A 25,208-nucleotide genomic window follows, 5' to 3' on the forward strand; every position below is an offset into this window, starting at 1 on the left:
CAATTTGAATAAATATGACAAGATGTCAGTTGAACTTTTAACAGTATTTTATGTTGCTTTTAAAAAATAAGACAAAACCTATTTATTCTAAATATACAGTTTATAAAAGACCTAACTTCGGGTTAACTATTTTTTTTGAAATTATTAGTATTTGGAATCGGTTAAAAGCGTTTTTCATCGATAAAATTTACTTTTAAAATTTAAAAATCTTAAAATTTAAAAAAATCCCATACTTTTGCGGACACAAACAAACGGGATATGGCAAAGAATTTAGTTATAGTGGAATCACCTGCAAAGGCTAAGACAATCGAAAAATTTTTAGGAAGTGACTTTCAAGTTGAATCAAGTTATGGGCATATTGCCGACTTACCTTCTAAAGAAATTGGAGTAGATGTTGAAAATGGTTTCAAACCTAAATACGAAGTTTCTGCCGATAAAAAAGCATTGGTTAGCAAACTGAAAACTTTGTCAAAAAATGCCGAAATGGTTTGGTTAGCTTCCGATGAGGACCGTGAGGGAGAAGCTATTTCTTGGCACTTATCCGAAGAATTAAAATTAGATAAAAAGAAAACAAAACGTATCGTTTTTCATGAAATCACGAAGTCAGCTATTCTTAAAGCAATTGATAATCCTCGTGAAATTGATTACAATTTAGTGAATGCCCAACAAGCTCGTCGTGTTTTAGACCGATTGGTAGGGTATGAATTATCTCCTGTTTTGTGGAGAAAAGTCAAAGGCGGACTTTCAGCAGGTCGTGTACAATCGGTTTCTGTTCGTTTGATTGTAGAGCGCGAACGCGAAATACAAAATTTCAAGCCAGTCGCTAGCTACTCGGTTACAGCTGAATTTACTAATGAAGCGGGTAAAATCGTAAAAGCGAAATTGCCTAAAAATTTCAATACCAAAAAAGAAGCCGAAGATTTCTTAAATAAGAATGTAGGCTCAACTTATAAAGTAGGAGAGTTAGAAACCAAACCTACTAAAAAATCACCAACTGGACCTTTTACAACTTCTACCTTACAACAAGAGGCAGCTCGTAAATTGTATTTGCCTGTTGGGATTACCATGCAATTAGCGCAACGTTTGTATGAGGCGGGATTGATTACTTATATGAGAACGGACAGTGTTAATTTGTCTAAAGAAGCGATGGATGCGGCTCAGGCTGAAATTATCAAATCGTACGGGAAAGAGTTTTCAAAACCACGAACATTTGCTAATAAAAGTAAAGGTGCTCAAGAAGCGCACGAAGCCATTCGTCCTACAGATATGTCACGCCATACGGTAAATATTGACAGAGATCAAGCGCGTTTGTACGATTTGATTTGGAAACGAACTTTGGCTTCGCAAATGAGTGATGCTGAATTAGAACGTACCAACGTTAAAATCGAAGCGAATAACCATAGTGAAGTTTTTACGGCTTCGGGAGAAGTATTGCTTTTTGAAGGTTTCTTGAAAGTGTATTTGGAAGGAAATGATGATGACGAAGAAGAACAAGAGGGGATGTTGCCTGCGCTGAAAGTAAATGAGTCTTTACAGAATAATTACATCACGGCTACTGAAAGATATTCTAGACCTGCCGCGAGATACACCGAAGCTTCTTTGGTAAAAAAATTAGAGGAATTGGGAATTGGACGTCCTTCGACTTATGCGCCAACCATTTCTACCATTATCAATAGAAATTATGTTGAAAAAGGAAATTTAGAAGGTCAAGAAAGAAAATATACGCAGTTGACTTTGCAATCAGGTAAAGTGGGTGAGAAAGTTTTAAAAGAAAATACAGGTTCTGATAAAGGGAAGTTAGTTCCTACCGATATTGGGACTATTGTTACCGACTTCTTAGTGAAAAATTTTGATGCTATTTTGGATTATAATTTTACTGCCAAAGTAGAACAAGATTTTGACGAAATTGCCGAAGGAAATATTGAATGGGCTAAGATGATGCAAGAGTTCTATGATAAGTTTCACCCGAATGTGAAAGATGTAGAAGCCAATGCAGATAGAGAAAGTGGAGAACGAATTCTTGGAACAGATCCGGTTTCAGGAAAACCAGTTTCAGTTCGTTTAGGTAAATTTGGTCCAATGGCTCAAATTGGTGACGCCGAAGATGAAGATAAGAAATTTGCCAGTTTAAAAATCGATCAAAATATTGGAAACATTACTTTGGAAGATGCCTTGAATTTGTTTTTATTACCTAAAAATTTAGGTTTGTACAAAGGAGAAGAAGTAGAGGTAAGTAATGGTCGTTACGGCCCTTATGTACGTCACGGATCGGCTTTTATTTCTTTGCCAAAAGGCGAAGATCCTTTAGATGTTTCTATGGAAAGAGCTCAAGAACTAATTGATGAAAAAGCACAAGCTGATGCGCCAATTGCAACTTATAAAGGTTTAGGTGTGCAAAAAGGAGTGGGTCGTTTTGGAGCGTTTATCAAATGGGATGGTCTTTTTATTAATGTAAGTAAGAAGTACAATTTTGATAACTTATCTCAAGCAGATATAGAAGAATTGATTGAAGATAAATTGCAAAAAAATATTGATAAGGTAATTCATAACTGGGCAGAAGAAGGAATTGTAGTCGAGAAAGCCCGTTGGGGACGCTCAGTAATTACTAAAGGTAAAATCAAAATTGAACTAAGTAAAGATGTTGATGCAAGTCAATTGACATTGGAAGCTGTTCAAGAAATGATTGCCAAAAAAGCACCAGCTAAAAAGGCGCCTGCAAAGAAAGCGGGTACAGCTAAAAAAACTACCGCCAAAAAGAAATAAAAAATGGAATTTGATTTTCTATCACCTTTAAACACTGAAATCCTAGAGTATATTGAAGTATTGTCTTCTCAACAACTGGGGAGCAAGGTGGTTTTGCATACTTCAGAAGAATTTCCAGAAGTAAGCAAGGTAACTATAGGAATTATAGGGGTGTTAGAAAATAGAGGAAATACAAAAGGCAATCCTGAAATTGATTTATTGGCTATTCGTAAAGAATTGTATGGTTTGTTCCCGGGGAACTGGGATGCATCTATAGCTGATTTTGGAGATATAATGGCAGGTAACTCAAAAGAAGACACCTATTTTGCCTTGAAAAAAGTAGCTTCTTATTTAATTAAAAACAAAATTATTCCTGTTGTAATTGGGGGTTCTCAAGATTTGACCTACGCACTTTATAGAGGCTATGACGATTTGGAACAAATGGTCAATTTAGTAGCTATAGACAGTCGATTTGATTTTGGTAAAGAAAGCGATGTCATTTCAGCTTCGTCTTATTTGACTAAAATTGTTATTGAAGAACCGAATAATCTATTTAACTACTGCAATATTGGTTACCAAACCTATTACAATTCGCAAGAAGAAATCGATTTGGTAGAAAAATTGTTTTTTGATGCCTATCGCTTGGGAGAAGTTTCTAATACGATTGCTATTGCGGAACCAGTCTTTAGGGATGCCGATTTAGTGAGTATTGATATGAATTCGGTAAAATCATCTGATTCTGGAAATTTTGCCGAGTTTATTCCGAATGGGTTTAATGGAAAAGAAATATGTGCATTGGCTAGATATGCAGGGATTAGTGATAAAGTAACTTCGTTTGGGGTTTTTAATCATAACGATACTAAGCAAGAATCTGTTTTGATTGCCCAAATCATTTGGTATTTTATAGAAGGGTTTCATTACCGTTCTAATGAATATCCTTTTGGAAGTAGAGAAAATTATTTAAAATACATTGTGCCTTCAGAAGACGAAGAACTAATTTTTTATAAGAGTGATAAAACAGACCGTTGGTGGATAGAAATTCCTTTTGTAACGAATGGTAATAATAAATTAAAAAGAAACACGTTATTACCCTGTTCGTATGAAGAATATTTAGCAGCATGTGATCAAGAATTACCAGAAAGATGGTGGAAGGCACAACGAAAAAATAGTATATAAAAAGCATTATTTTTGTAGCGAAAAGCTTTCATAATAAAAAAATTGCTTTTTAAGAAAATAATAAATAGGTTTACACATTGAAAAATAAAGAAAATATAACTCAAAATTATATGAAGAAGTTCATTGCATTTACAGCAATTTTGACACTATTAATTAGTTGCGGAAAATCTGGAGATAAGGGAGAATTGGTTGGGGTAAAAGGAGCCAAATGGCATCCTGAAAAACCGTTCGGAATGTCTTTAGTTCCGGGGGGTTCGTTCATTATGGGTAAGTCGGATCAAGACTTGGCCGGTGTGGAAGATGCGCCTACAAAAACAGTAACTGTTCCTTCTTTTTATATGGATGAAACAGAGATAACGAATAGCGAATACCGTCAGTTTGTAGAATGGGTAAAAGATTCAACAATGCGTATGCGTCTAGCGATTTTGGCCGATGATAACGGTCAAAAAGCAGGAGATGGAAAAGGAAAAGGTAAAAATTCAGGAAGTATTGGTGACTTTGCATTCAATGATACCGATCCTGAAAAAATGACCGCTTACGAAAAATACATGTATGATAATTATTATAGTGTAGGAACTGGTGATAATCAATATGCAGGTAGAAAAGTAAACAAAAAAGTAAAGCTAATTAAGAACACAAAACAATACCCAGACGAATATTATACTGAGGTAATGGATTCTATGTACTTGCCTTTAGAAGCCTCTTATAATGGTTTGAGAACCATAGATGTAAACAAATTGAAATTCCGTTATTCATGGATGGATATTCAAGCTGCTGCTAAATCTAAAGGAGGAAAAAGACAAGATTTTATCAGAACGGAACAAATTAAAGTATATCCTGACACTACAGTTTGGATTAAAGATTTTTCATACTCGTATAACGAGCCAATGCACAATGATTATTTTTGGCACAAAGCTTATGGGGAATATCCTGTGGTTGGGGTAAAGCAAACTCAGGCGGTTGCTTTTTGCGAATGGAGAACGTTGTATAAAAATTCATATATAAAATCGAAGAAAAAAGGAAGAGATTTAGTCAATAAATTCAGACTGCCATCAGAAGCAGAATGGGAATATGCTGCTAGAGGTGGTTTGCAATCAGCAACCTATCCTTGGGGAGGTCCTTATACTAAAAATGACAGAGGTTGTTTCTTAGCCAACTTCAAACCGAATAGAGGAGATTATGCTGCAGATAATGCATTGTATACTGTAGAAGCAAAATCGTTTGATCCAAATGGATACAATTTATACAATATGGCTGGTAATGTAGCCGAGTGGACTGCTACGGCTTATGATCCAGGGTCATATGAATATGTTTCTACGATGAGTCCAAATATTATCGATTACAAGAATAAAAGAAAAGTAGTTCGTGGAGGTTCTTGGAAAGATGTAGCCTATATGTTACAAGTTTCAACTAGAGACCATGAGTATGCAGATTCTGCAAGAAGTTACATTGGTTTTAGAACAGTTCAGGATTATATGGGAACTCAGAAAATTTCAACTAAAAAAGCAAAAAAATAATAAATTAATAAATATCACTTAAAGAATAAATAGCATGGCATTAATCAACAAAAAAGTAATGAATTTCGCTTACGGTATGGGAGCGGCAGTAGTAATTGTAGGGGCATTGTTTAAAATCCAACACTGGACTGGAGCAAGTCAATTATTAATTATTGGGCTTTTAACAGAGGCGTTTATTTTCGCATTATCAGCATTTGACAAAGTAGATGATGAATTGGATTGGACGTTGGTTTATCCAGAATTAGCTGGTGGTGAGGCAAAACCAAAAGTGAAAAAGAAAGAAGATGTTGCTGATGCAGATGGATTACTTTCTCAAAAATTAGATGCTATGTTGAAAGAAGCTAAAATTGACGGAGAGTTAATGGCTAGCTTAGGAAATAGTATTAAAAATTTCGAATCAGCAGCAAAAGGAATTGCTCCAACTGTTGATTCATTAGCATCAACTAAAAAATACAGTGAAGAATTGACTAAAGCAGCTGCTCAAATGGAGTCGTTGAATAGTTTGTATAAATTACAATTGGAAAGTGCATCTGTAAATGCTGAAGCTAACAAAGATATTGCTGAAAATGCAGCGATGTTAAAACAACAAATGCAATCAATGACGGCTAATATTGCTTCATTGAACGCTGTGTATGGAGGAATGCTTTCTGCAATGAGTAACAAAGGATAATAATTAGTTTTAAACTAAATTACTTTACTAACTAATTATTTAAAATAAAATGGCAGGAGGAAAATTAACCCCTAGACAGAAGATGGTCAACCTGATGTATCTGGTTTTCATCGCAATGTTGGCTTTAAATATGTCCAAAGAAGTATTATCTGCTTTTGGATTAATGAATGAAAAATTTGATGCTGCAAATACAAGTGCAGAATCAATGAATGCTAGTATGTTGCAGGCTTTAGATAAGAAAGCCGGTGAAGATGCACACTTTGTTCAAGCAGCAGCTGAGGCTAAAAAAGTAGCTAGCATTTCTAAAGAATTTTATACATTTTTAGGGACTTTGAAAAAAGATGCAACTGAAGGTGTAGAAGTAGATCCTGAAACCGGTAAATTACCATACGAAGCTATGGACAAAGGTCATGCAATTGACGAAGGTTGGTTTGAGGGGGATGGATATTCTAAAAAAGGAGATGAAATAGTAACTCAATTTTCAAAATATGTGGCTGATATGAAAGCCGCTGTTGGGAATAATACTAAATTAAAAGGTGTTATAGCTGAAATTGAATCAAAATTCAATACAGCAGATGTAAAAGACCATGAAGGAGTTACTAAAAAATACTTGGATTATCATTTCAAAGGATTTCCAGCTATTGCTTCTTTAACTAAAATTACTTCATTTCAAAATGATGTAAAGAAAGCAGAAGCAGATATTTACAGTATTTTATTAGGAAAAGCGGCAGTTGAAGCTTCTTCTATGAAAAACTTTACTGCTTTGGTAGTGTTGGATAAAAATGCCTATTACCAAGGTGAAAAAGTAACAGGTAAAGTAGTATTAGGTAAATATGATGCGAATACTAAACCTACTTCATTCCAAGGTCCTGGTAAATTAGAAAATGGTCAAGCTATTATCTCATTGACTGCAGGTGGTGTTGGAGAACAAAAAATCAATGGTAAATTTACATTCGTTCAAGATGGAGAAACGATTCCATTGGCTTTTGAAGGTAAATATGTGGTAGTACCGCGTCCTAACTCAGCTACGATTTCAGCAGATAAAATGAATGTAGTGTACAGAGGAGTATCTAACCCAATGTCGATTTCATTTGCAGGAGTTTCGGCAGATAAAGTCTCAGCAAGTGGTCCAGGCTTAAAATCTGTAGGTGGAGGAAAATATGTGATGAACCCAGGTGCTGGTAATGAAGCTGTAATTAATGTTACAGGAACTTTACCTGATGGATCTAAGGTTTCAGATAAAAAGACTTTTAGAATAAAAGGTATTCCTGGCCCTGTAGGAACTATTAGAGGAGAAATGGGAGTGGTAAAAGGACCTAAAACTAGTTTAGAGATTTCTACTGTTGGAGCTAAGTTAGTTGACTTTGATTTCGAGGTGGGTCTAGATGTAGTTGGATTCAACTTTAAAGTAACAGGTCAGCCTACTGTAGTAGTTCCAGGAAATAAATTGAATGCTCAATGTAAAGCGGTTTTGGCTAAAGCAGGAAGAGGTGATCAAGTTACTATTTCTGAAATCAAAACAAAATTAGTAGGTGCTGGAAGTTATATGTTGCCAAGAACGGCTCCAGTAATTTATGAAATACAATAATAAGTAGAAATATAAACTACTCAATATATTCAAAACATGATGAACGTTAGAAGTTTTTTAATCGCAATTTTTTCAATCAGTTGTGTAGCCTCTTTTGGACAGTCCAATTTGCTTAATGCAAAAAAGCCTAGTCAAATTGGGATTAAATCAGCTGCTCAATTGAATTCTGATAATGACAAACCCCTAGCTTATGGCTATGTTCATGACAGAGATATCTTGATGAGTAGAACGACTTGGGAAATTATCGATTTAGGAGAGAAAATTAACTTTCCATTGTACTTTCCAATTGATACCGCTAATGTTGGTCCAGAAAGACGTTCCTTGTATGATGTATTGATTAAAGGGATTAAAAAAGGTAAAATCACTGAAGTGTATACGGATAGTTATTTCAATACTAAAAAATCATTTAAAGATATCAAAGCGTCTTTGTCTCGAATAGACACAACAGATGCAGGTAGAGAACAATTGAATGCAGGTTCAAAAATTTCTCCAGAGTATATTGTACAACAAGACCTGACTTCACAAGATGTTACACAATATAAAATCAAAGGATTGTGGTATTTTGACAAACGTCAAAGCGAATTGAAATACCGTTTATTAGGTATTTGTCCAGTAACTCCAGACGTTTATACTATGAATAGTGAAGACCCTGATTTTATTGAGTTGTTCTGGGTATTTTTCCCAGACGCTAGAGAGACTTTATATAGTGCTAAAGCATTTAACGAGAAAAATTCTTCAATGCCAATTTCCTTTGATCAAATTTTAAATTCACGCCGTTTCAATAGTGTGATTTACAAAGAGGAAAACGTGTACGGAGATAGAGACATAAAAGATTACATGAAGGATAACGCACAGAATCAGTTGTTAGAATCCGATCGAGTGAAAGATAAGATTCGTAGTTTCGAACAAGATATGTGGAATTATTAATTCATTTGATTCCTTAAAATAGCAAAAAACTCTTACTGAAAGGTAGGAGTTTTTTCTTTTTATGTAGTTACTTTGTACTATTCAAAATTGAGTTATGATTGATTATTTAATTGTGGGTTGTGGTTTGGCAGGTATTTCTTTTGCCGAAGAAGCCTTGCAGCATAACAAAAGTATTGTAGTTATTGATAACGATTCGCAAAACTCCTCTAAAATAGCTGGTGGGTTGTATAATCCTGTCATTTTAAAGCGTTTTAGCGAAGTTTGGGAAGCTCAATCTCAGCTAGTTACTATGAATGCCTTTTATGCGCAATTAAAGCCTAAAATCAGTCAGCAGTTTGATTTTAAAATGCCTATTGTAAGAAAGTTTTTTTCGATAGAAGAACAAAATAATTGGTTTGCCGCTTCTGACAAACCCGCTTTGTCACCTTTTCTATCTACTCAATTGCATTGTAAAGAATACCAGGGAATTACTGCGCCTTTTGGATATGGAGAGGTACTGCATACTGGTTATGTAGATACGGCTTCATTATTGGAATCGTATCGAAATTATTTAACGGCTAATAATTGGTTTCGCCAAGAATCATTTGATTATACTGCCATTATTTTTGAAGAAGATGCGGTTCGTTATAAAGACATTCAAGCCCAACATATCATTTTTGCAGAAGGTTTTGGATTGCATGCTAATCCGTATTTCAATCAATTGCCATTAGATGGGACCAAAGGCGAGTTGTTTATTATTAAGGCACCTGATTTAGATTTGGATGTAATTGTCAACACCAGCGTCTTTATTTTGCCTTTAGGCAATGATTTGTTTAAAGTAGGAGCGACTTACAATTGGAAAGACAAAACCGATTTACCTACAGACGAGGGAAAAAACGAGTTAGTAGAACGAATTCAAGAAATTATTAGGTGTGATTTTGAAATCGTTTCTCATTTTGCAGGAGTTCGTCCAACTGTTCGAGATCGAAGACCTTTAGTAGGTACTCATGCAGTCCATGATAGAATACATGTTTTGAACGGCCTAGGAACCCGAGGGGTAATGCTCGGGCCAGCCATGGCAAAAGCCTTATATAATGCTATTGAAAACCAAATTCCTTTGAATAAAGAAATTGATATTCAGCGATTTGTCAATAAAAAGAAATAAGGTATTACTCCTTAGAAGCATTCTGGTCATACGAAATAAACATATTGATGTAGATATTTCTGGCCCAACGTAAGACAAATGGGAATGTAACCACAAGAGTCCCAATGATAGCAATAAAAGAATGGACTAAATTAAGTCCTATAAATACGTGTGAGATAATAAATGCAGCAATGCCTACCGCTACATTCAAACCATAACTCACATACATAGCTCCATAAAAGAACGAAGGTTCTATTTGATATTTCAAACCACAATGACTGCAGTTTTCATTCATTTTAAGGACTTTTCCAAGATGTAGCGGATTTTTATCCACATACATGCTTTCATTTTGACATTTAGGACAACTTCCTGTTAAAATACTATTTAGTTTGGATCCTTTTTTTAACATTTGCAAAAATTTTTAACAAAGGTACATTTTTTTAAAAGTACCAATGTAACATTAGTCACAAACTATGCTTAATATACACAATTTATCCGTTTCATTCGGAGGTTCTTATTTATTTGAAGAAGTTACTTTTCGCCTTGGTGCCGGAGACCGAGTAGGTCTTGTAGGTAAAAATGGTGCTGGAAAATCGACCATGCTAAAAATCTTAGCGCGCGATTTTGCTCCAGATTCAGGAAGTATCGCCCAAGAGAAAGAAATTCGAATGGGTTTTCTTCGTCAAGATATCGATTTTGAACAAGGGAGAACGGTTTTGGAAGAAGCGTATGAAGCGTTTACCGAGATTAAAATTGTCGAAAAAAAGCTAGAAGAAATCAATCATCAATTGGTCACTCGAACTGATTATGAAAGTGAAGAATACTCCCAAATTATCGAAGATTTATCTGATTATACTCACCGTTTTGAATTGTTAGGCGGCTACAATTATGTAGGCGACACCGAAAAAATTCTGTTGGGATTGGGTTTTAAAAGAGAGGTTTTCAATAATCAAACGGAGACTTTCTCAGGAGGTTGGAGAATGCGTATTGAGTTGGCTAAATTATTATTGCAATCCAATGATATTTTACTACTGGATGAGCCAACGAATCACTTGGATATAGAAAGTATCATTTGGTTAGAAGGATTTTTGCGCAATTTTCCTGGGGTTGTAGTGATTGTTTCGCACGATAAAATGTTCTTGGATAATGTAACCAATAGAACTATCGAAATTTCACTTGGAAAAGCCTACGATTTCAACAAACCGTATTCGCAATATTTAGAATTGCGTCATGAAATTCGCGAAAAGCAATTGGCTACTCAAAAAAATCAAGCTAAAAAAATTGAAGAAACGGAAAAGTTGATTGAGAAGTTTCGTGCAAAAGCTTCGAAAGCTTCGATGGCACAATCGTTAATCAAAAAATTAGATAAAGTCGAACGTATTGAGGTGGACGAAGATGATAATTCAGTCATGAATATTTCTTTTCCTGTTTCAAAAGAACCAGGTAGAGTAGTAGTGGAGGCTGAAAATGTGACCAAAAGCTACGGGGATAAAACCATTTTAAAAGACATTAATTTATTAGTGGAACGCGGAAGTAAAATTGCTTTTGTAGGTCAAAATGGACAAGGAAAATCGACTTTTATTAAAGCCATTGTCAACGAATTCGAATACGAAGGCACGATTAAATTAGGCCATAATGTGCAGTTGGGTTATTTTGCACAAAATCAAGCGGAGTATTTGGATGGTGAAATTACCTTGTTGCAAACCATGGAAGATGCTGCCATGGACACGAATCGTTCCAAAGTACGCGATATGCTGGGTTCTTTCTTATTTCGTGGTGATGATGTAGAAAAGAAGGTAAAAGTGCTTTCTGGAGGCGAGAGAAACCGTTTGGCGTTGTGTAAATTATTATTGCAACCTATCAATGTCTTGCTGATGGATGAGCCAACAAATCACTTGGATATCAAATCGAAGAATGTATTGAAAGCCGCTTTGCAAAAATTTGGAGGAACGCTGTTATTGGTTTCTCACGATAGGGATTTCTTGCAAGGCATGTCTAATATTGTGTACGAATTCAAAGATCAGAAAATAAAAGAATATTTAGGAGATATTAATTTCTTCTTAGAGCAGCGCAATCTAGAAAATATGCGTGAAGTGGAGAAAAAAGACATCGCTAAAAAAGAAGCGCCTAAAGAAAATAAAAAGGGATCTTACGAGGACCAGAAAAAAGGAAAAACGCTTCAAAATAAATTGAGCAAAATTGAAAGTCAAATTCAACAATTAGAAAAAGACATTCAACACGATGATAAAATGTTAGCGTCTAATTACGACAAACATATTGAAGACGCTTCTTTTTTTACGGCCTATAACAAAAAGAAAGCCGACTTGGAACAATTGCTTTTGGACTGGGAAATTGTTCAGGAAGAGATTGATAATTTAAATTAGAAAACTAATCTTGAAAAGGATGCCGCTCTTTCCAAATGGTCTCAGGCTCTAAGTAACGGAAAAAGAAATCAAGACGTCTATTGATAAGTTTGTTGTTGTGAGACATTAAACCATACATTTTGAGTGGTTTTGCTCCCACAGAACTTTTTATTTCTAGGGCAGTTCGAGCAAAAATAATGCTTTTGAATTGCTCCTTGATGGCATATCCAATCATATCATACAGCATATTCAAGTAGAGCATTTTTTCTCTTTGAATGCTATCGTCATAGCCTAAAAAGTAGGTGTCTAAATCTGTTCCGTTTTTAATCAAGGTATTGAAACCAATTAATTTTTCATTTTCGAAATAGCCATAAAACAAGAAATTCTCTTGTAATTGCTCTTTAAAAACAGCAAAGTGGTTTTTAGGTAAGAAAAAAGTATTGAACGGAGCACTTTTGGCTACATGGTAATACAAATCATAAATCACTTCTTCTTGGTCTTTGATTTCTTCCAAAGACAATTGTTTTTTAACTAGATCTGTTGCTTTTTTTCTGGCTCGTTTGTATTGATCTCTGTATTTTTTAGATAAGGCAGCTACATAATCGTCTTCTTTTTTCCAATTGTCTCGAACGTTAAAAATCATATTAGGTTGCGTAGAAAATCGCAAATAGGGATCGAATTCAGGGATTTTAAAGTGACTTAATTCCTCTTCGCAAAAATCTTTTAACCCACACATATGAACTTTTTTGCCTTGATTTTTGAAAATTTCTTTAAGGCCTAAAACGGCTTTTTTTAATGTTTTTAGAACTTCAGTTGTATTGGCATTTTCTGAAATTATAAAAGCGTTCTGACCCGTCAGGGTATTGTTGCCAATCAATAAAATATGGGAACAGAAATTTTTGAATACACTATTGCGAATCCAAGACTTGATGCATTTGTCACGATCTCCAAAAGATTCTAGCTGGTTTAAATCTACAAATTGAGAAACCGCAATTCCAACTAAAATCTCCTTTTCAAAAATCCCAATGAAATGGCAGCTCATATTTTCTGGAGCCGATTTCTCGAGAATTACAAGATATTCTTTCGATAAGAAAATGGTAGCAATGGCTAATTTGTCCCAGCTTTCAGGAAGTTGGTTGGCACTAGAATAGATTTGGAAAGAATAACTATTTTTCAAATTGGAACGAGATGTTTTGCTAAAAGTACTAATTAAGAAATAATATTAAAGTTTTTAAAAGATGTTTTAACTTTTTAGTTTATTGATATAGTTACTATACAAGTCTTTAATTTGGTAGCCTTTATCGAAACGGTCTTTGTTTAGTTTATCGTATTCAACCAATCCCCATAAAATAAATTCCTTTAAAAAGTAGCGGTCTTCTATTGGAAAACCAGCTTGGTATTTTTCAATTAAATCATTTAATGGAAGAATGGAGTCTAAGGTTTGTTTATATACCTCGTCAGATGCATCATCCAGTAATTCGAAACCTGTTTCAGCAAAAAACCATTCCAATACTTGGGCATAAGGACTCGACTCTGCATCGCGTTCTAATTTTTCGATTTTTGGAAAAAATGCCGGAAAGAAAGTATGTATAGCATCACCAATTAAATGTTGTGCAACAGCTGCAGCTCCTTCTTGTTCCCCTTCGTAGACTAATTCGACTTTACCCGTTATGGCTGGAATAATTCCCATAAAGTCGGATAATCTAACGGTGGTAGTTTCGGTTCCAGATTGTAGCGCTCTGCGTTCTGCCGTACTTAATAAAACTTCATAAGCAGTAATACTTAATCGAGCACTAACACCACTTTTACTGTCAATGAATTCACTTTCTCTCGCCTCAAAACTAATTTGCTCTAACAAATCTTTTGCTAACGATGGTACGTGAATCGTCTCGGATTGTTGGTTTAGCAACTTCGCTTCTTGTTGGGTAATTGTGCGTGCAATGGCAACAGTTTCTGGATAATGCGTTAGGATTTGAGAGCCAATTCTATCTTTAAGGGGAGTAACAATACTACCTCTATTAGTATAATCTTCAGGATTTGCGGTAAAAATAAATTGTAAATCTAAAGCTAACCGTAATTTGAATCCACGTATTTGAATATCACCTTCTTGTAAAATATTGAACAAGGCTACCTGAATTCGCGCTTGTAAATCAGGTAACTCATTGATGACAAAAATACATCTATTGGCTCTTGGAATCATACCAAAATGAATCACACGATCATCAGCATAAGACAGTTTTAATGTCGCGGCTTTTATTGGATCAATATCACCTATAAGATCTGCAACGGTAACATCAGGAGTAGCTAATTTTTCAAAAAATCGTTCAGAACGGTGCAACCATTGTATCGGAGTAGCATCTCCTTTTTCGGTAATTAAATCTTTGGCAAAACGAGAAAGAGGATTCAAAGGATCGTCGTTAATTTCGGAACCCGCCACTACTGGAATGTATTCGTCTAGTAATTCAATCATTTTGCGTGCCATGCGTGTTTTAGCTTGACCACGAAGTCCTAACAAATTGATATTATGTCTCGATAAAATAGCACGTTCCAATTCAGGAATAACCGTATTTTCGAATCCGTGAACACCTTCAAAAGCAGCTTCTCCCGCTTTAATTTTGTTGCGAAGGTTGTCTCGTAATTCGTCTTTTATATTTTTAGAACAGTAGTTGGATTGTTTTAATTCGCCTAAGGTATTGATGTTATCTATTGTCATATTTTGAGTTCAATTATCTAATTAATTTTCTTTTTTCGATTGGTCTCGAAATCTTCAAAAATCATTTCTCCCAAACCTTTTAAACCAGTGTAAAATGCTTTTCCCTGATTGGCTTCGGTAAAATGATTTACAAATTGTTGAAGGTACGGATCATTCGCAATCATAAAGGTGGTAATGGGAATGTGTAATTTTCGAGCCTGTGCCGCTTGATTGTAACATTGTTCAGTGATGTAAGGATCTAAGCCATTACTGTTCATGTAGTAGTCGCCGTTTTTCTCTCTAACACAACTCGGTTTTCCATCAGTTATCATGAAAATTTGTTTGTTTGTATTTCGTTTTCTACGCAGCATATCCATTGCTAATTGCAACCCTGCAACAGTATTGGTATGATAAGGCCCTACTTGCAAATACGGCAAATCTTTAATTTTGATCGACCAGGCATCGTTGCCAAAAACAAGAATATCAATGGTGTCTTTTGGGTAGCGAGTGGTGATTAATTCGGCTAACGCCATGGCTACTTTCTTTGCAGGAGTAATTCGGTCTTCACCATACAAAATCATACTGTGACTGATGTCAATCATTAAAACTGTGCTCATTTGCGCTTTGAATTTGGACTCTTCCACAATTAAATCGTTCTCGGTGAGTTTGAATTCCTCTAAGCCATTGTTGATTTGAGCATTACGCAAACTTTCGGTTATCGAAATGTTATCCAATCCATCACCAAAGCGGTATTCTCTAAATTCTCCGGTTTGTTCGTCGCCTTTACCAGAAGATTTAGTATTGTGACTTCCGGTTTTGGATTGTTTCAGGTTTCCAAAAATTTGATCCAGTGCTTGTTGACGTATGGCGCGTTCTGTTTTAGCGGTTATTTTTGTCCCCGAGTTTCCGCTTCCATCGACTTCTTCTTTGATGTAGCCTTTCTTTTTTAAATCTTCGATAAAATCATCAATAGTATAGTTGGAGTCGGTCAATTTGTATTCCACATCCAATTGGCGTAACCAATCGATAGCTTCGTCAAAATCTCCAGACGTATGAGTGATTAACTCTTTAAAAATTTTAAACAGTTTTTCAAACGGAGTCTCAAACGGAGCTTCGTAGGACTTAAAGAAAAAACCTTTTGTACTATTCTTTTTCATAATCGTTAAAATTAAAGTTTATTACGTAGAATAAAATACAACGACTATTAATTTTTAGTTAAAAGCAAGATTTTTTATATTGTGAATTTTGAGAAAATTCTTGTAAAGAAATAAAAAGCATAAAAAAACCTCAAAATTGCTTTTGAGGTTTGTCTTAGTACCCAATTCAGACCAAATTATCGAATTTTTGGCTGATGAAATAGATAAATTTTCGTCTTTATTTGAGTCCACAAAAAAACTCAAGATAATTCTTGAGGCTTTTTTTTATGCTAAAAGTTGATGAAATTTCTCTAAACTTATTATTTTATTGGTGTAATTTTATTTTCAAATAGCAATACTTATTTTGTTTAAGAATTTGTAATTGTTTTATATTTTAGATAGTTACCTAGTTCCTTTTTTAATTGAGATATTTTTTGTCTCGTTAATTTTATGAAACTTTATTTTGAAAGCAAATTGTATCATAATTGAAATAATTGTATCAAAATTGAAATTGATTTAATCTTATTGAGATGTTAAAAAACGATATATTTGAAATTAATTTGAAATTTAGGAATAATGAAAAAAGAACAATCCTTTTTAATAGTTTTCATCCTAATGATTGGATTAGTTTCTTGTGAAAATTATTCAGATACTAGTTCTAAGATTAAAATTGGTTTCTCCCAAAGTATTTCAGAAGATGATAGTTGGAGAAAATCAATGGATAATTCAATGAGGGTGGAAGCATCTCTACATCCTGAAATAGACCTTTTCATTCATAACGCTAATAGTAGCTCTAAAAAACAAATAAGTGATATTGAAAATATGATTGATAGTCATATGGATGTTATTATTATTGCTCCTTTAGGGAATGATTCTATTAAGACAGTTATAGATAAAGCTTTTAATAAAGGAATACCAATCATAATTTTAGATAGAAAAGTAAATACACCTAATTACACTACATTCATTGGCTCAGACAATGTGGAAGTTGGAAAAATTGCTGGAAAATATATTGCATCTAGAGCAAATAAAGCAACTAACGTACTTGAAATTAGAGCAACCACTAACATTTCACCAGGAGTTGAAAGAAGTCTTGGATTTAAAGAAGTCTTGAATCATTTTCCTAATATTAAAAGAACAAGTATTACTGCTGTTAGTCTGGATGCTTTAAATCAATCATTTAGCAGAATTTTAGATAGCGTTCCAAGTTTGGATTATGTATTTGCGTTTAACGATAATATTGCATTACAGGTTTGGGATGTTGCTAAGAAAAAAAACAAAATAGGTTCTATTAAATTTATTGGTGTTGATGGATTAAATGGTCCAGTTGGAGGAATTCAAGCAGTTAAAGAAGGAAGGTTAACAGCTACAGTTTTATATCCAACAGGTGGGAGTGAAGCTATAAAAATTGCATTGCAAATCGTAAAGAAGGAAATCGTCCCTAAAAACATTAAGCTAGCGACTACACTAATTGATTCTCTGAACGCTGATATAATGAGTAACCAATTTGATAAAGTTTCTCAACAAATGCTTAATATAGAAAAGCAACAAGATGTAATTAAAGAACAAGAAAAAGAATATTTCACACTTTTTAACTTAATTAAGTTACTTACTTTCTTTATAGTTATCATTGTTTTCTTAGTGCTTTTTACTGTTTACAATATGATTTCTATTCGGAATAAGAATAGAATGCTTCAAATCAATAATGATAAAATTAGTATTCAAAAAAATGAAATACAGAAATATGCTAAAAAATTAAAAATAAGTAATGAAGCTAAAATTAATTTTTTTACTGGAATTTCACATGAATTCAAAACACCCTTAACCCTTATTTTAAGTGCAGTTGAATCGCTAAATGATGAGTTTAATAATAAGAATCAACATTTAAAAAAAGAATTGATGTTGATGCATAACAACTCGATGAGATTGTTACGTTTAATTAATCAACTACTTGATTTTAGAAAAATTGAAAATAAGGACTTCTCAATTAGACCTAGTAAAATTAATTTGTATCAATTTTCAGTTAATATTTTTGATGAGTTTAAAAGAGAAGCAAAAAAGAAAAAAATTGAGTATAGCATTAGTTCAAATCACGAAGAATTACAGGTGTTTATTGATCAAAATTTGATGGATAAAGTATATTATAACTTATTGTCAAACGCGTTCAAGTTTACTCCTGATAATGGGAAAATCGAAATTCAAATTCAAAAAAATCAAACTTCAAATACAGTTTCAATTTTATTTAAAGACAATGGAATTGGAATTCCATCGGAAGAAAAAAATAGAATTTTTGAAATATATTATCAAGGTTCAAATAGCACAAAAAACGGTTCAGGAATTGGTTTGAATTTATCTAAAAAATTTGTCGAGTTACATCATGGTACTATAGAAGTTTTTTCTCAAAATGGTACTGAATTTAAAGTAACACTCCCCTTGGAGAATCCGTTCTCTCAAGCCTTACTTCCAATTACAGAAACTACTTCAACTATAAATAAGTTAGAGTATGAATATTTTGATTCAGATTCTAATTCCCAAATTTCAGATTTGAATTCTGATGAAAAACAATCCATTTTGATTATAGAAGATAATCCAGAACTACTTGAATTTCTTGTGTCAAAAATGCAGCTAGATTATTTAGTGTATAGCTCAAATGGGTATAATGCTATAGATAAAGTATTGGAAACAATACCAGATATAGTGTTGTGTGATTTAAACTTACCAGATAAGAACGGTTTTGAAATTTGTACCGCTATAAAATCAAATGAATTAACATCGCATATACCTACCATTATTTTGACAGCTATGGATGGTCATGAAAATTATATTAAGTCTTTAGAATCAGGAGCTGATTTATTTTTAAATAAGCCTTTTAATTTTAAAGTTTTGCAACAATCTATTAAAAATTTATTATTTAATAGAGAAAGAATGAGAACGTATTATGCTAAAAATAATACCGTTATTTCTGATATTGTAGGGGTGAGTAAGAATGAAAAAGATTTCTTAAATAAAATAAATGATATTTTAAATAGTAATATTGATAATTCAAATTTTTCTGTCGAGGAATTAGCCTCTTGTTTGCATATATCAAGAGTGCAATTATATCGAAAGGTAAAAGCTATACTGAATATTGGAATTGGGGATTATATAGTTAATTTCAGGTTAGAAAAAGCAATTCAAATGCTTAAAGAAACTGATTTGAATATTTCTGAAATTGCTTACTCTTGTGGATTTGCATCCCCTAATTATTTTTCAACTTCCTTTAAAAATAAATATCTAGTTTCACCAAAGGATTTTCGAAATTCTCTGTAAATCCAATAGGTAACATTTTTATAAACTACTTTTTTTTTGTTAAATTCAAGATATAATTTCTGGTTTAAATATCAGTAATTCAGTTTATTATAATTTTTAATATTTTATTTTCACAATGTAACAATACCTAATTTCTCTTATTTATACTCTTCTTATTTTTATAAAAAATAAATATAGTATGAAGAAATTTATAGGTTTTATTGTTTTCGCTGTGATGTTACTTAATAGCTGTAGCTCTAGTAAAACATCACCGTCACCGTCGCCTCCAGATCCATCTCCTGTTCCTACCCCAACAGTTTCAGCAAAAGAAATTATTTCTTTTAATTTTAATGAATTGTCGGGAGAAACTATAAAGGAAGTTAAATCCAATTCCAATCTTTCAATTAATGGGCCTGCTGGTTCTGCTGAATGGATTGTAGGTATAGAAGGGAGTGCTTTGCGAACCAATGGATTTTATGGATGGGCAACGGGTAAAATTAATGTAACCTATCCAACTTCGAATGTTTCGGTTACAGGCTGGGTGGCTCCATCAGCATTTCCAGTTCAAAGAAAAGATGCCGATCCAATAACAGAAAATACTTTAGCTTCGATTTTTTCAAATGTGAATCCCTCTACGGGTTCTGGAATAGCATTAGGAATTGATCAATACGGAAGAATTATTGGTCAATGTATGATTGGAAATAATCTTACCCAAATCGTATCTGATACCCAAGTTCTACTTAAAAAATGGAGTTATCTAGCAATGAATGTGATGGCTAAAAATGGGAAAGTAGAACTCTATTTGAATGGAGATTTAGTTCAAACTAAGACTGTTTCTGGAGGAGATTTAATATGGGATAGTTCGGCGTCAGTTTTTATTGGGAAAGAGTCTAAAATTAAGACCATTGCTGGATTTGACACCAATGGTTTGACAGGAGCAATAGATAAAGTAAGTGTCTGGGATAATGTACTTACAGCCAGTGAAATTAAAACACAATTTAGTGCTACAACTATTCCTACGCCCAATTTGTCCATACCAATTGCTGAACGTTACAAAAATGACAACCATAGACCTAAATATCATTTATTGCCTTCTGCGGGCTGGACTAATGAGTCTCATGGATTATTTTATCTTCAAGGGAAATATCATTTATTTAGTCAACGTAATTTAAACGGACCCTATTTAGAACATATCAATTGGGGGCATTATGTAAGTAGCGATTTAACTAATTGGGAAGAAAAGCAACAAGTTTTATGGCCTCAACCTGGTTTTGACGAGGTAGGTATTTGGTCAGGGCATGTAATTGTTTCACAAGATAAACCCTATTTATTTTATACTGGAGTTAATAAGGCAAGGGCCGCTATTGGACTTGCAAAATCAGATTCGCCTTTTGAGACATGGACTAAAAACGGTATTCCTGTGATTACAAGTGCACCAACTTCTGGGTTTACTCACGCAGATTTTAGAGATCCTTTTGTTTTTGAACACAATTCTAATTGGTATATGATGGTGGGTACTGGATTACGCAATGGAACTGCAAGAGGGGGGATATTTTTGTATAAATCTGCTGCCTCAGACTTTACAAAATGGGATTTACAAGGTACTATGTTTGAAGGTAATCCAAGTGTAGATCAAACAGGTGATTTTTGGGAAATGCCTATTTATTATAATTTTGGGTCTAAATCTATTTTACTAATAAATAAACTTCCTAATGCAAATTCATTATATTGGACTGGTAATTTTAATGGTACTAAATTTATTCCAGATTCACCGGTTCCAAATAGTTTGGAATTAATTAATCAGTTATTATCTCCTTCTATTGGAAAGGATGCTAGTGGGAATCTAACAGCTATTGGAATTATCCCTGACAATGTAACTTCTGCAAAGCAAAAAAGTCAAGGTTGGGCCAATGTATTTAGTTTGCCAAGAGTTTGGACGATTGCTAATTCTAAAATAAAGCAGGTTCCTCATCCTAATCTTCTTCAGTTAAGAAACGCTCAACCAGCAACTTTTACTAATTTGAGTTTTAATGAATCAAGTTCTAATCTCTTAAATGGAGCTAGTGGTTCACAATATGAAATTGTTGCAACCACTAATCCTGGGGCCGCGACAAAAATAGGTTTTGTTTTGCATAAAAATACAGCTACTGCAGAGCAGACACTTATATATTATGATGTAATAAATAAAAGTTTTGTTGTTGATCGAAGTAAATCCTCGGTTCTAAGTGATGTGCCTAAAACAAATCAATCCACCTCCTATGAACTCCCAGTAGGGGATATTAAATGGCGCATTTTTGTAGATGCATCAGTGGTAGAGGTCTTTGTAAATGAAGAACTCGCCTTTGCTACTAGAATATTCCCATCAGGGATAGTAAATGGAATCGATCTTTTTGCAAAGGGAGGAAATGCAACAGCTTCGGAAGTAAAAATCTATAATATTAATTCAGGTGGAGTATCTTCAGTTGCAAAAAACAATTTTGAAAATGAAGATATAATTCATCCAATTGTTTTTCCAAATCCATCTAATTCATTTTTTAATTTTCAATTTGAACACACTAAATCAGTAAGTACTATTTATGCTTATATTTTTGATTTAAATGGTTTTCCAGTTAAAAAACTAGAAACGTCAATCGATCCTTCTAATCCAATAGTTTACTGGGATGGGTTTTTAGATAATGGTTTTAAAGTGAATGACGGAATATATATAATAAAAGGATTTATTAATAATAGCTTATTTGATGCTAAAATAATTGTGAATTAAAACATGTTAAAACTAAAAATTAAAGCACTAGTGCTATTTGGATTTTCTTTAACTTTTGGGAATGCCCAAAATGCAAAACCAATAGAAGAATACCGACCTAAAGTACATTTTACACCTCAAAAAAATTGGATGAATGATCCAAATGGGATGTTTTATTATAAAGGAGAATACCATCTTTTTTATCAGTATAATCCATATGGTAATGTATGGGGACATATGAGTTGGGGGCACGCAATAAGTAAAGATTTAGTAAAATGGGAGCATTTACCTATTGCATTAGAAGAGGAAAACAAAACAATGATATTCTCTGGATCAGCAGTTGTTGATTATAACAATACAAGCGGTTTTGGAAGTTTGATGAGTCCCCCAATTGTAGCAATTTATACCAGTTATGATGCTGCTACAGGGTTGCAACATCAAAGTATAGCATATAGTAATGATAATGCCCGTACGTTTACCAAATATTCAAATAATCCGGTATTAAATTTAAATAGTAAAGACTTTCGAGATCCAAAAGTATTTTGGGATGAAAATAATAAAAATTGGGTTATGATTGTCGCGATGTCTATGGAAAAGAAAATTTTATTTTATAGTTCACCTAATTTAAAAGACTGGACTAAAATGAGTGAGTTTGGCTCGAAAGGAATTACAGAAGGAGTTTGGGAATGTCCAGATTTATTTCCCTTATCGTATAAAGGAAAAACAAAATGGATTTTAACAGTCAATTTGGGTAATGGAAACATCTCTGGGGGATCAGGGATTCATTATTTTATAGGAGATTTCGATGGAAAAAATTACGTATTGGATGGAACAGAAACTTCATCAGGTTTAGAGTATCAATTTTTGGATTATGGTAAGGATTTTTATGCAGCTGTTACTTGGGCAGGAATTCCTAATCAAACTACTCAATCCAGAAAATGGTTAGGCTGGATGAATAATTGGCAATATGCTGCTGACATTCCTTCACTAGGCTGGAGAGGATCAATGACTATTCCAAGAAATTTATATCTAGATAAAGATGATGCAGGTTATTTATTAAGACAAGAACCGATAAACTTATCGGAATCTTATGTTAAGGATTTAAGTAAAAAATCAAAAAAAATAAGTATAGACCAAGTGAATATGATTTTTAAAAATCATAATTCCTTCGATTTAACATTTGATTTAAGTTTCTCTTTCTTTCCTAATAAATCCAATGGAGATTTAGTATTTCAAATTTTAGATGATGATAAAGTGTCAATTAGATTGAGTTATAATTCAAATTCCGAAAATTGGACCTTAATTCGAAAAGATAAAGAACTAAATAAACAAGAATACCAAACAGTTCAGACTCTATATGAAACTAGTTCTAATTCTAAAAAGAGAAAAAATGTTCGAATTATTGTAGATAAGAATTCAATAGAATTATTTTTAGATAACGGAAAGAAAGTGGCTACTAATTTGTTTTTTCCTAATACTAACAAGACAACTAGAGTTGAGCTACAATCGGAGAATCCGATATTTGAATTATTAGATTTTTCCCTTCACAAATTTAAATAAAAATAAATTTTATAAAGGACTGCATAATGCAGTCCTTTTTTTTGAATTGTAACTTCTTTTTATTTAAAGGATATATGTCAAAAAGGTTTTGGTATCTAATTTAAGTTGAAATTGTTCAAATAAATCCAAACCAATTTCCATAGCAAGATACAATATTAGAACATTAGGTTACATATTTGAAATTTTCTAAATAAAAAACAGGGTAATTTATTATTTACTCTCTGATAATCAGTGATTTGTAATAAATGTAACCTAATTGAATGTAATTGATACATTATAGAATTTTCAAGAAAACGATTTCGAATAGTTTTGGTTCAAATGAAAATTCAAACTATCTTATGAAAACAAAAATTTTAATATGGTCTTTGATTGCTTCATTTGCAGGATTCCTATTTGGATTTGATACTGTAGTAATATCTGGCGCTGACAAAGCATTACAGCAATTATGGCATTCAAGTGATTTTTTCCATGGTTCAGTAGTAATGGCAATGGCATTATGGGGAACCGTAATAGGGGCTTTGTTTGGTGGGATTCCTACAAATAAATTAGGAAGGAAAAAGACCTTGCTCATAATTGGAATATTATTCTCCCTGTCAGCATTAGGTTCTTCATTAGCAAATAACCCGTGGGTGTTTGCTTTTTTTAGATTTATTGGAGGATTAGGAATCGGAGCATCGACAATTGCTGCCCCTTCTTATATTTCAGAAATAGCCCCAGCTAAAGACCGAGGACGTTTAGTTGGATTTTACCAATTCAATATTGTTTTAGGAATACTGTGTGCTTTTTTATCTAATTTTTACTTAAGTGATTTTGGAGCAAATTCTTGGAGATGGATGTTAGGGATTCAGTTATTTCCTTCAGTTCTGTATTCAATTTTTGTTTTATATATTCCAGAAAGCCCTCGTTGGTTAATGTCTGGAAATCGAATTTCAGAAGCTAAAGAGGTTTTAAATTTATATGCTACAAATGATGAAACAGAACTTCTAATTTCTGATTTTGAAAAGAATAACAATACTACTCCATTAAGAGAGACCATTTTTATTAGTAAATATAGGTTCCCATTACTATTAGTTTTTTTGATAGCATTTTTCAATCAATTATCAGGAATCAATGCCTTTCTATACTATGCTCCAAGAATTTTTGAAGAAGCAGGATTGGGTTCAAAAACCGCTTTACTTAGCAGTATCGGGATTGGTTTTATCAACTTGATATTTACAATGTTAGGAGTGTATTTGATTGATAAATTAGGAAGAAGGATATTAATGATAATTGGTTCTATCGGTTATATTATTTCACTTTCACTAGTAGCTAGTGCATTTTATTTTCATTGGACTGGTTTGGCTGTTCCTATTTTTCTATTTGTTTTTATTGCCTCACATGCAATTGGACAAGGTGCTGTAATTTGGGTTTTTATATCTGAAATATTCCCTAATCATTTGAGAGCTTCTGGACAGTCTTTTGGCAGCTCAGTACATTGGGTTCTAGCCGCTATAATCCCGTCAATGATTCCTATTTTATTCTCCAATTATGGGGTTGGGAATGTGTTTGCCTTTTTTGCTTTGATGATGGTATTTCAATTGATTTTTGTGCTTTTTATGATGCCAGAAACTAAAGGGATATCACTCGAAGAAATGAACAAAAATCTTACTAAACAAAAATAATTTTATAATTCTATTTACAAACCAA

The 25,208-nt window shown here is 33.3% G+C and carries 16 protein-coding genes; 12 read left to right on the forward strand and 4 right to left on the reverse strand.

Translation table 11 applies throughout. The features are described 5' to 3' along the window. Positions 1 to 258 precede the first annotated feature (258 nt). The 7 genes from topA (at position 259) to RMR09_RS08975 (ending at position 9,764) form a co-directional block, all read left to right on the forward strand. Positions 259 to 2,763, forward strand: a complete 2,505-nt coding sequence (gene topA / locus RMR09_RS08945; RefSeq protein WP_310595452.1) for a type I DNA topoisomerase — start codon at positions 259 to 261, stop codon at positions 2,761 to 2,763. Between the two features lie 3 nt (positions 2,764 to 2,766). After that, entirely contained in the window at positions 2,767 to 3,918 is a 1,152-nt protein-coding gene (locus RMR09_RS08950) for a formimidoylglutamase (RefSeq protein WP_310595453.1), read from the forward strand. Between the two features lie 110 nt (positions 3,919 to 4,028). Beyond that, a complete protein-coding gene (gldK, locus tag RMR09_RS08955; RefSeq protein ID WP_310595454.1) occupies positions 4,029 to 5,435 on the forward strand; it encodes a gliding motility lipoprotein GldK in 1,407 nt (468 codons plus the stop codon). A 34-nt stretch (positions 5,436 to 5,469) separates the two neighbouring features. Then, positions 5,470 to 6,105, forward strand: coding sequence for a gliding motility protein GldL (gldL, locus tag RMR09_RS08960; protein ID WP_310595455.1), 636 nt, complete (start codon positions 5,470 to 5,472; stop codon positions 6,103 to 6,105). Positions 6,106 to 6,154: 49 nt separating this feature from the next. Further along, positions 6,155 to 7,693 (forward strand): gliding motility protein GldM, encoded by a 1,539-nt coding sequence (gene gldM, locus RMR09_RS08965; RefSeq protein WP_310595456.1) that lies wholly within the window; start codon positions 6,155 to 6,157, stop codon positions 7,691 to 7,693. 39 nt (positions 7,694 to 7,732) lie between these two features. Beyond that, positions 7,733 to 8,620 (forward strand): gliding motility protein GldN, encoded by an 888-nt coding sequence (gene gldN / locus RMR09_RS08970; RefSeq protein WP_310595478.1) that lies wholly within the window; start codon positions 7,733 to 7,735, stop codon positions 8,618 to 8,620. 94 nt (positions 8,621 to 8,714) lie between these two features. Further along, a complete protein-coding gene (locus tag RMR09_RS08975) occupies positions 8,715 to 9,764 on the forward strand; it encodes an FAD-dependent oxidoreductase (RefSeq protein WP_310595457.1) in 1,050 nt (349 codons plus the stop codon). 4 nt (positions 9,765 to 9,768) lie between these two features. On the opposite strand, the gene RMR09_RS08980 is transcribed toward RMR09_RS08975, so the two are convergent. Then, the gene (locus tag RMR09_RS08980; RefSeq protein ID WP_310595458.1) at positions 9,769 to 10,152 is read right to left on the reverse strand and encodes a DUF983 domain-containing protein; all 384 of its coding nucleotides are present in this window, start codon (positions 10,150 to 10,152) and stop codon (positions 9,769 to 9,771) included. Positions 10,153 to 10,216: 64 nt separating this feature from the next. Between RMR09_RS08980 and RMR09_RS08985 the strand changes: the two genes are divergently transcribed. Beyond that, positions 10,217 to 12,127 (forward strand): ABC-F family ATP-binding cassette domain-containing protein, encoded by a 1,911-nt coding sequence (locus tag RMR09_RS08985; protein WP_310595459.1) that lies wholly within the window; start codon positions 10,217 to 10,219, stop codon positions 12,125 to 12,127. Between the two features lie 4 nt (positions 12,128 to 12,131). Here the strand turns inward: RMR09_RS08985 and RMR09_RS08990 are convergent, their stop codons facing one another. The 3 genes from RMR09_RS08990 to RMR09_RS09000 form a co-directional block, all read right to left on the reverse strand. Further along, entirely contained in the window at positions 12,132 to 13,283 is a 1,152-nt protein-coding gene (locus RMR09_RS08990) for an 8-amino-7-oxononanoate synthase (RefSeq protein ID WP_310595460.1), read from the reverse strand. Positions 13,284 to 13,349: 66 nt separating this feature from the next. Further along, on the reverse strand, positions 13,350 to 14,819 hold the full coding sequence (locus RMR09_RS08995; RefSeq protein ID WP_310595461.1) for a magnesium chelatase: 1,470 nt from the start codon (positions 14,817 to 14,819) through the stop codon (positions 13,350 to 13,352). A 17-nt stretch (positions 14,820 to 14,836) separates the two neighbouring features. Beyond that, on the reverse strand, positions 14,837 to 15,955 hold the full coding sequence (locus RMR09_RS09000) for a VWA domain-containing protein (RefSeq protein WP_310595462.1): 1,119 nt from the start codon (positions 15,953 to 15,955) through the stop codon (positions 14,837 to 14,839). 555 nt (positions 15,956 to 16,510) lie between these two features. On the opposite strand from RMR09_RS09000, the gene RMR09_RS09005 reads away from it, so the two are divergent. The 4 genes from RMR09_RS09005 to RMR09_RS09020 all read left to right on the forward strand — a co-directional run bounded on the left by RMR09_RS09005 (position 16,511) and on the right by RMR09_RS09020 (position 25,183). After that, complete coding sequence (locus tag RMR09_RS09005) at positions 16,511 to 19,243, forward strand: substrate-binding domain-containing protein (protein ID WP_310595463.1); 2,733 nt, start codon at positions 16,511 to 16,513, stop codon at positions 19,241 to 19,243. 178 nt (positions 19,244 to 19,421) lie between these two features. Then, positions 19,422 to 21,983, forward strand: a complete 2,562-nt coding sequence (locus tag RMR09_RS09010; protein WP_310595464.1) for a GH32 C-terminal domain-containing protein — start codon at positions 19,422 to 19,424, stop codon at positions 21,981 to 21,983. Between the two features lie 3 nt (positions 21,984 to 21,986). Continuing rightward, the gene (locus RMR09_RS09015) at positions 21,987 to 23,522 is read left to right on the forward strand and encodes a glycoside hydrolase family 32 protein (RefSeq protein WP_310595465.1); all 1,536 of its coding nucleotides are present in this window, start codon (positions 21,987 to 21,989) and stop codon (positions 23,520 to 23,522) included. 338 nt (positions 23,523 to 23,860) lie between these two features. After that, positions 23,861 to 25,183, forward strand: a complete 1,323-nt coding sequence (locus RMR09_RS09020) for a sugar porter family MFS transporter (RefSeq protein ID WP_310595466.1) — start codon at positions 23,861 to 23,863, stop codon at positions 25,181 to 25,183. The last annotated feature ends 25 nt before the right edge of the window (positions 25,184 to 25,208 follow it).

This window comes from Flavobacterium sp. (assembly GCF_031537875.1).
GTDB lineage: Bacteria > Bacteroidota > Bacteroidia > Flavobacteriales > Flavobacteriaceae > Flavobacterium.

Bases quoted from the DNA above. Each gene is read 5' to 3' on its own strand.
- topA (WP_310595452.1), top strand. From the start codon at position 259: ATGGCAAAGAATTTAGTTATAGTGGAATCACCTGCAAAGGCTAAGACA.
- RMR09_RS08950 (WP_310595453.1), top strand. From the start codon at position 2,767: ATGGAATTTGATTTTCTATCACCTTTAAACACTGAAATCCTAGAGTAT.
- gldK (WP_310595454.1), top strand. From the start codon at position 4,029: ATGAAGAAGTTCATTGCATTTACAGCAATTTTGACACTATTAATTAGT.
- gldL (WP_310595455.1), top strand. From the start codon at position 5,470: ATGGCATTAATCAACAAAAAAGTAATGAATTTCGCTTACGGTATGGGA.
- gldM (WP_310595456.1), top strand. From the start codon at position 6,155: ATGGCAGGAGGAAAATTAACCCCTAGACAGAAGATGGTCAACCTGATG.
- gldN (WP_310595478.1), top strand. From the start codon at position 7,733: ATGAACGTTAGAAGTTTTTTAATCGCAATTTTTTCAATCAGTTGTGTA.
- RMR09_RS08975 (WP_310595457.1), top strand. From the start codon at position 8,715: ATGATTGATTATTTAATTGTGGGTTGTGGTTTGGCAGGTATTTCTTTT.
- RMR09_RS08980 (WP_310595458.1), bottom strand. From the start codon at position 10,152: ATGTTAAAAAAAGGATCCAAACTAAATAGTATTTTAACAGGAAGTTGT.
- RMR09_RS08985 (WP_310595459.1), top strand. From the start codon at position 10,217: ATGCTTAATATACACAATTTATCCGTTTCATTCGGAGGTTCTTATTTA.
- RMR09_RS08995 (WP_310595461.1), bottom strand. From the start codon at position 14,819: ATGACAATAGATAACATCAATACCTTAGGCGAATTAAAACAATCCAAC.
- RMR09_RS09000 (WP_310595462.1), bottom strand. From the start codon at position 15,955: ATGAAAAAGAATAGTACAAAAGGTTTTTTCTTTAAGTCCTACGAAGCT.
- RMR09_RS09005 (WP_310595463.1), top strand. From the start codon at position 16,511: ATGAAAAAAGAACAATCCTTTTTAATAGTTTTCATCCTAATGATTGGA.
- RMR09_RS09010 (WP_310595464.1), top strand. From the start codon at position 19,422: ATGAAGAAATTTATAGGTTTTATTGTTTTCGCTGTGATGTTACTTAAT.
- RMR09_RS09015 (WP_310595465.1), top strand. From the start codon at position 21,987: ATGTTAAAACTAAAAATTAAAGCACTAGTGCTATTTGGATTTTCTTTA.
- RMR09_RS09020 (WP_310595466.1), top strand. From the start codon at position 23,861: ATGAAAACAAAAATTTTAATATGGTCTTTGATTGCTTCATTTGCAGGA.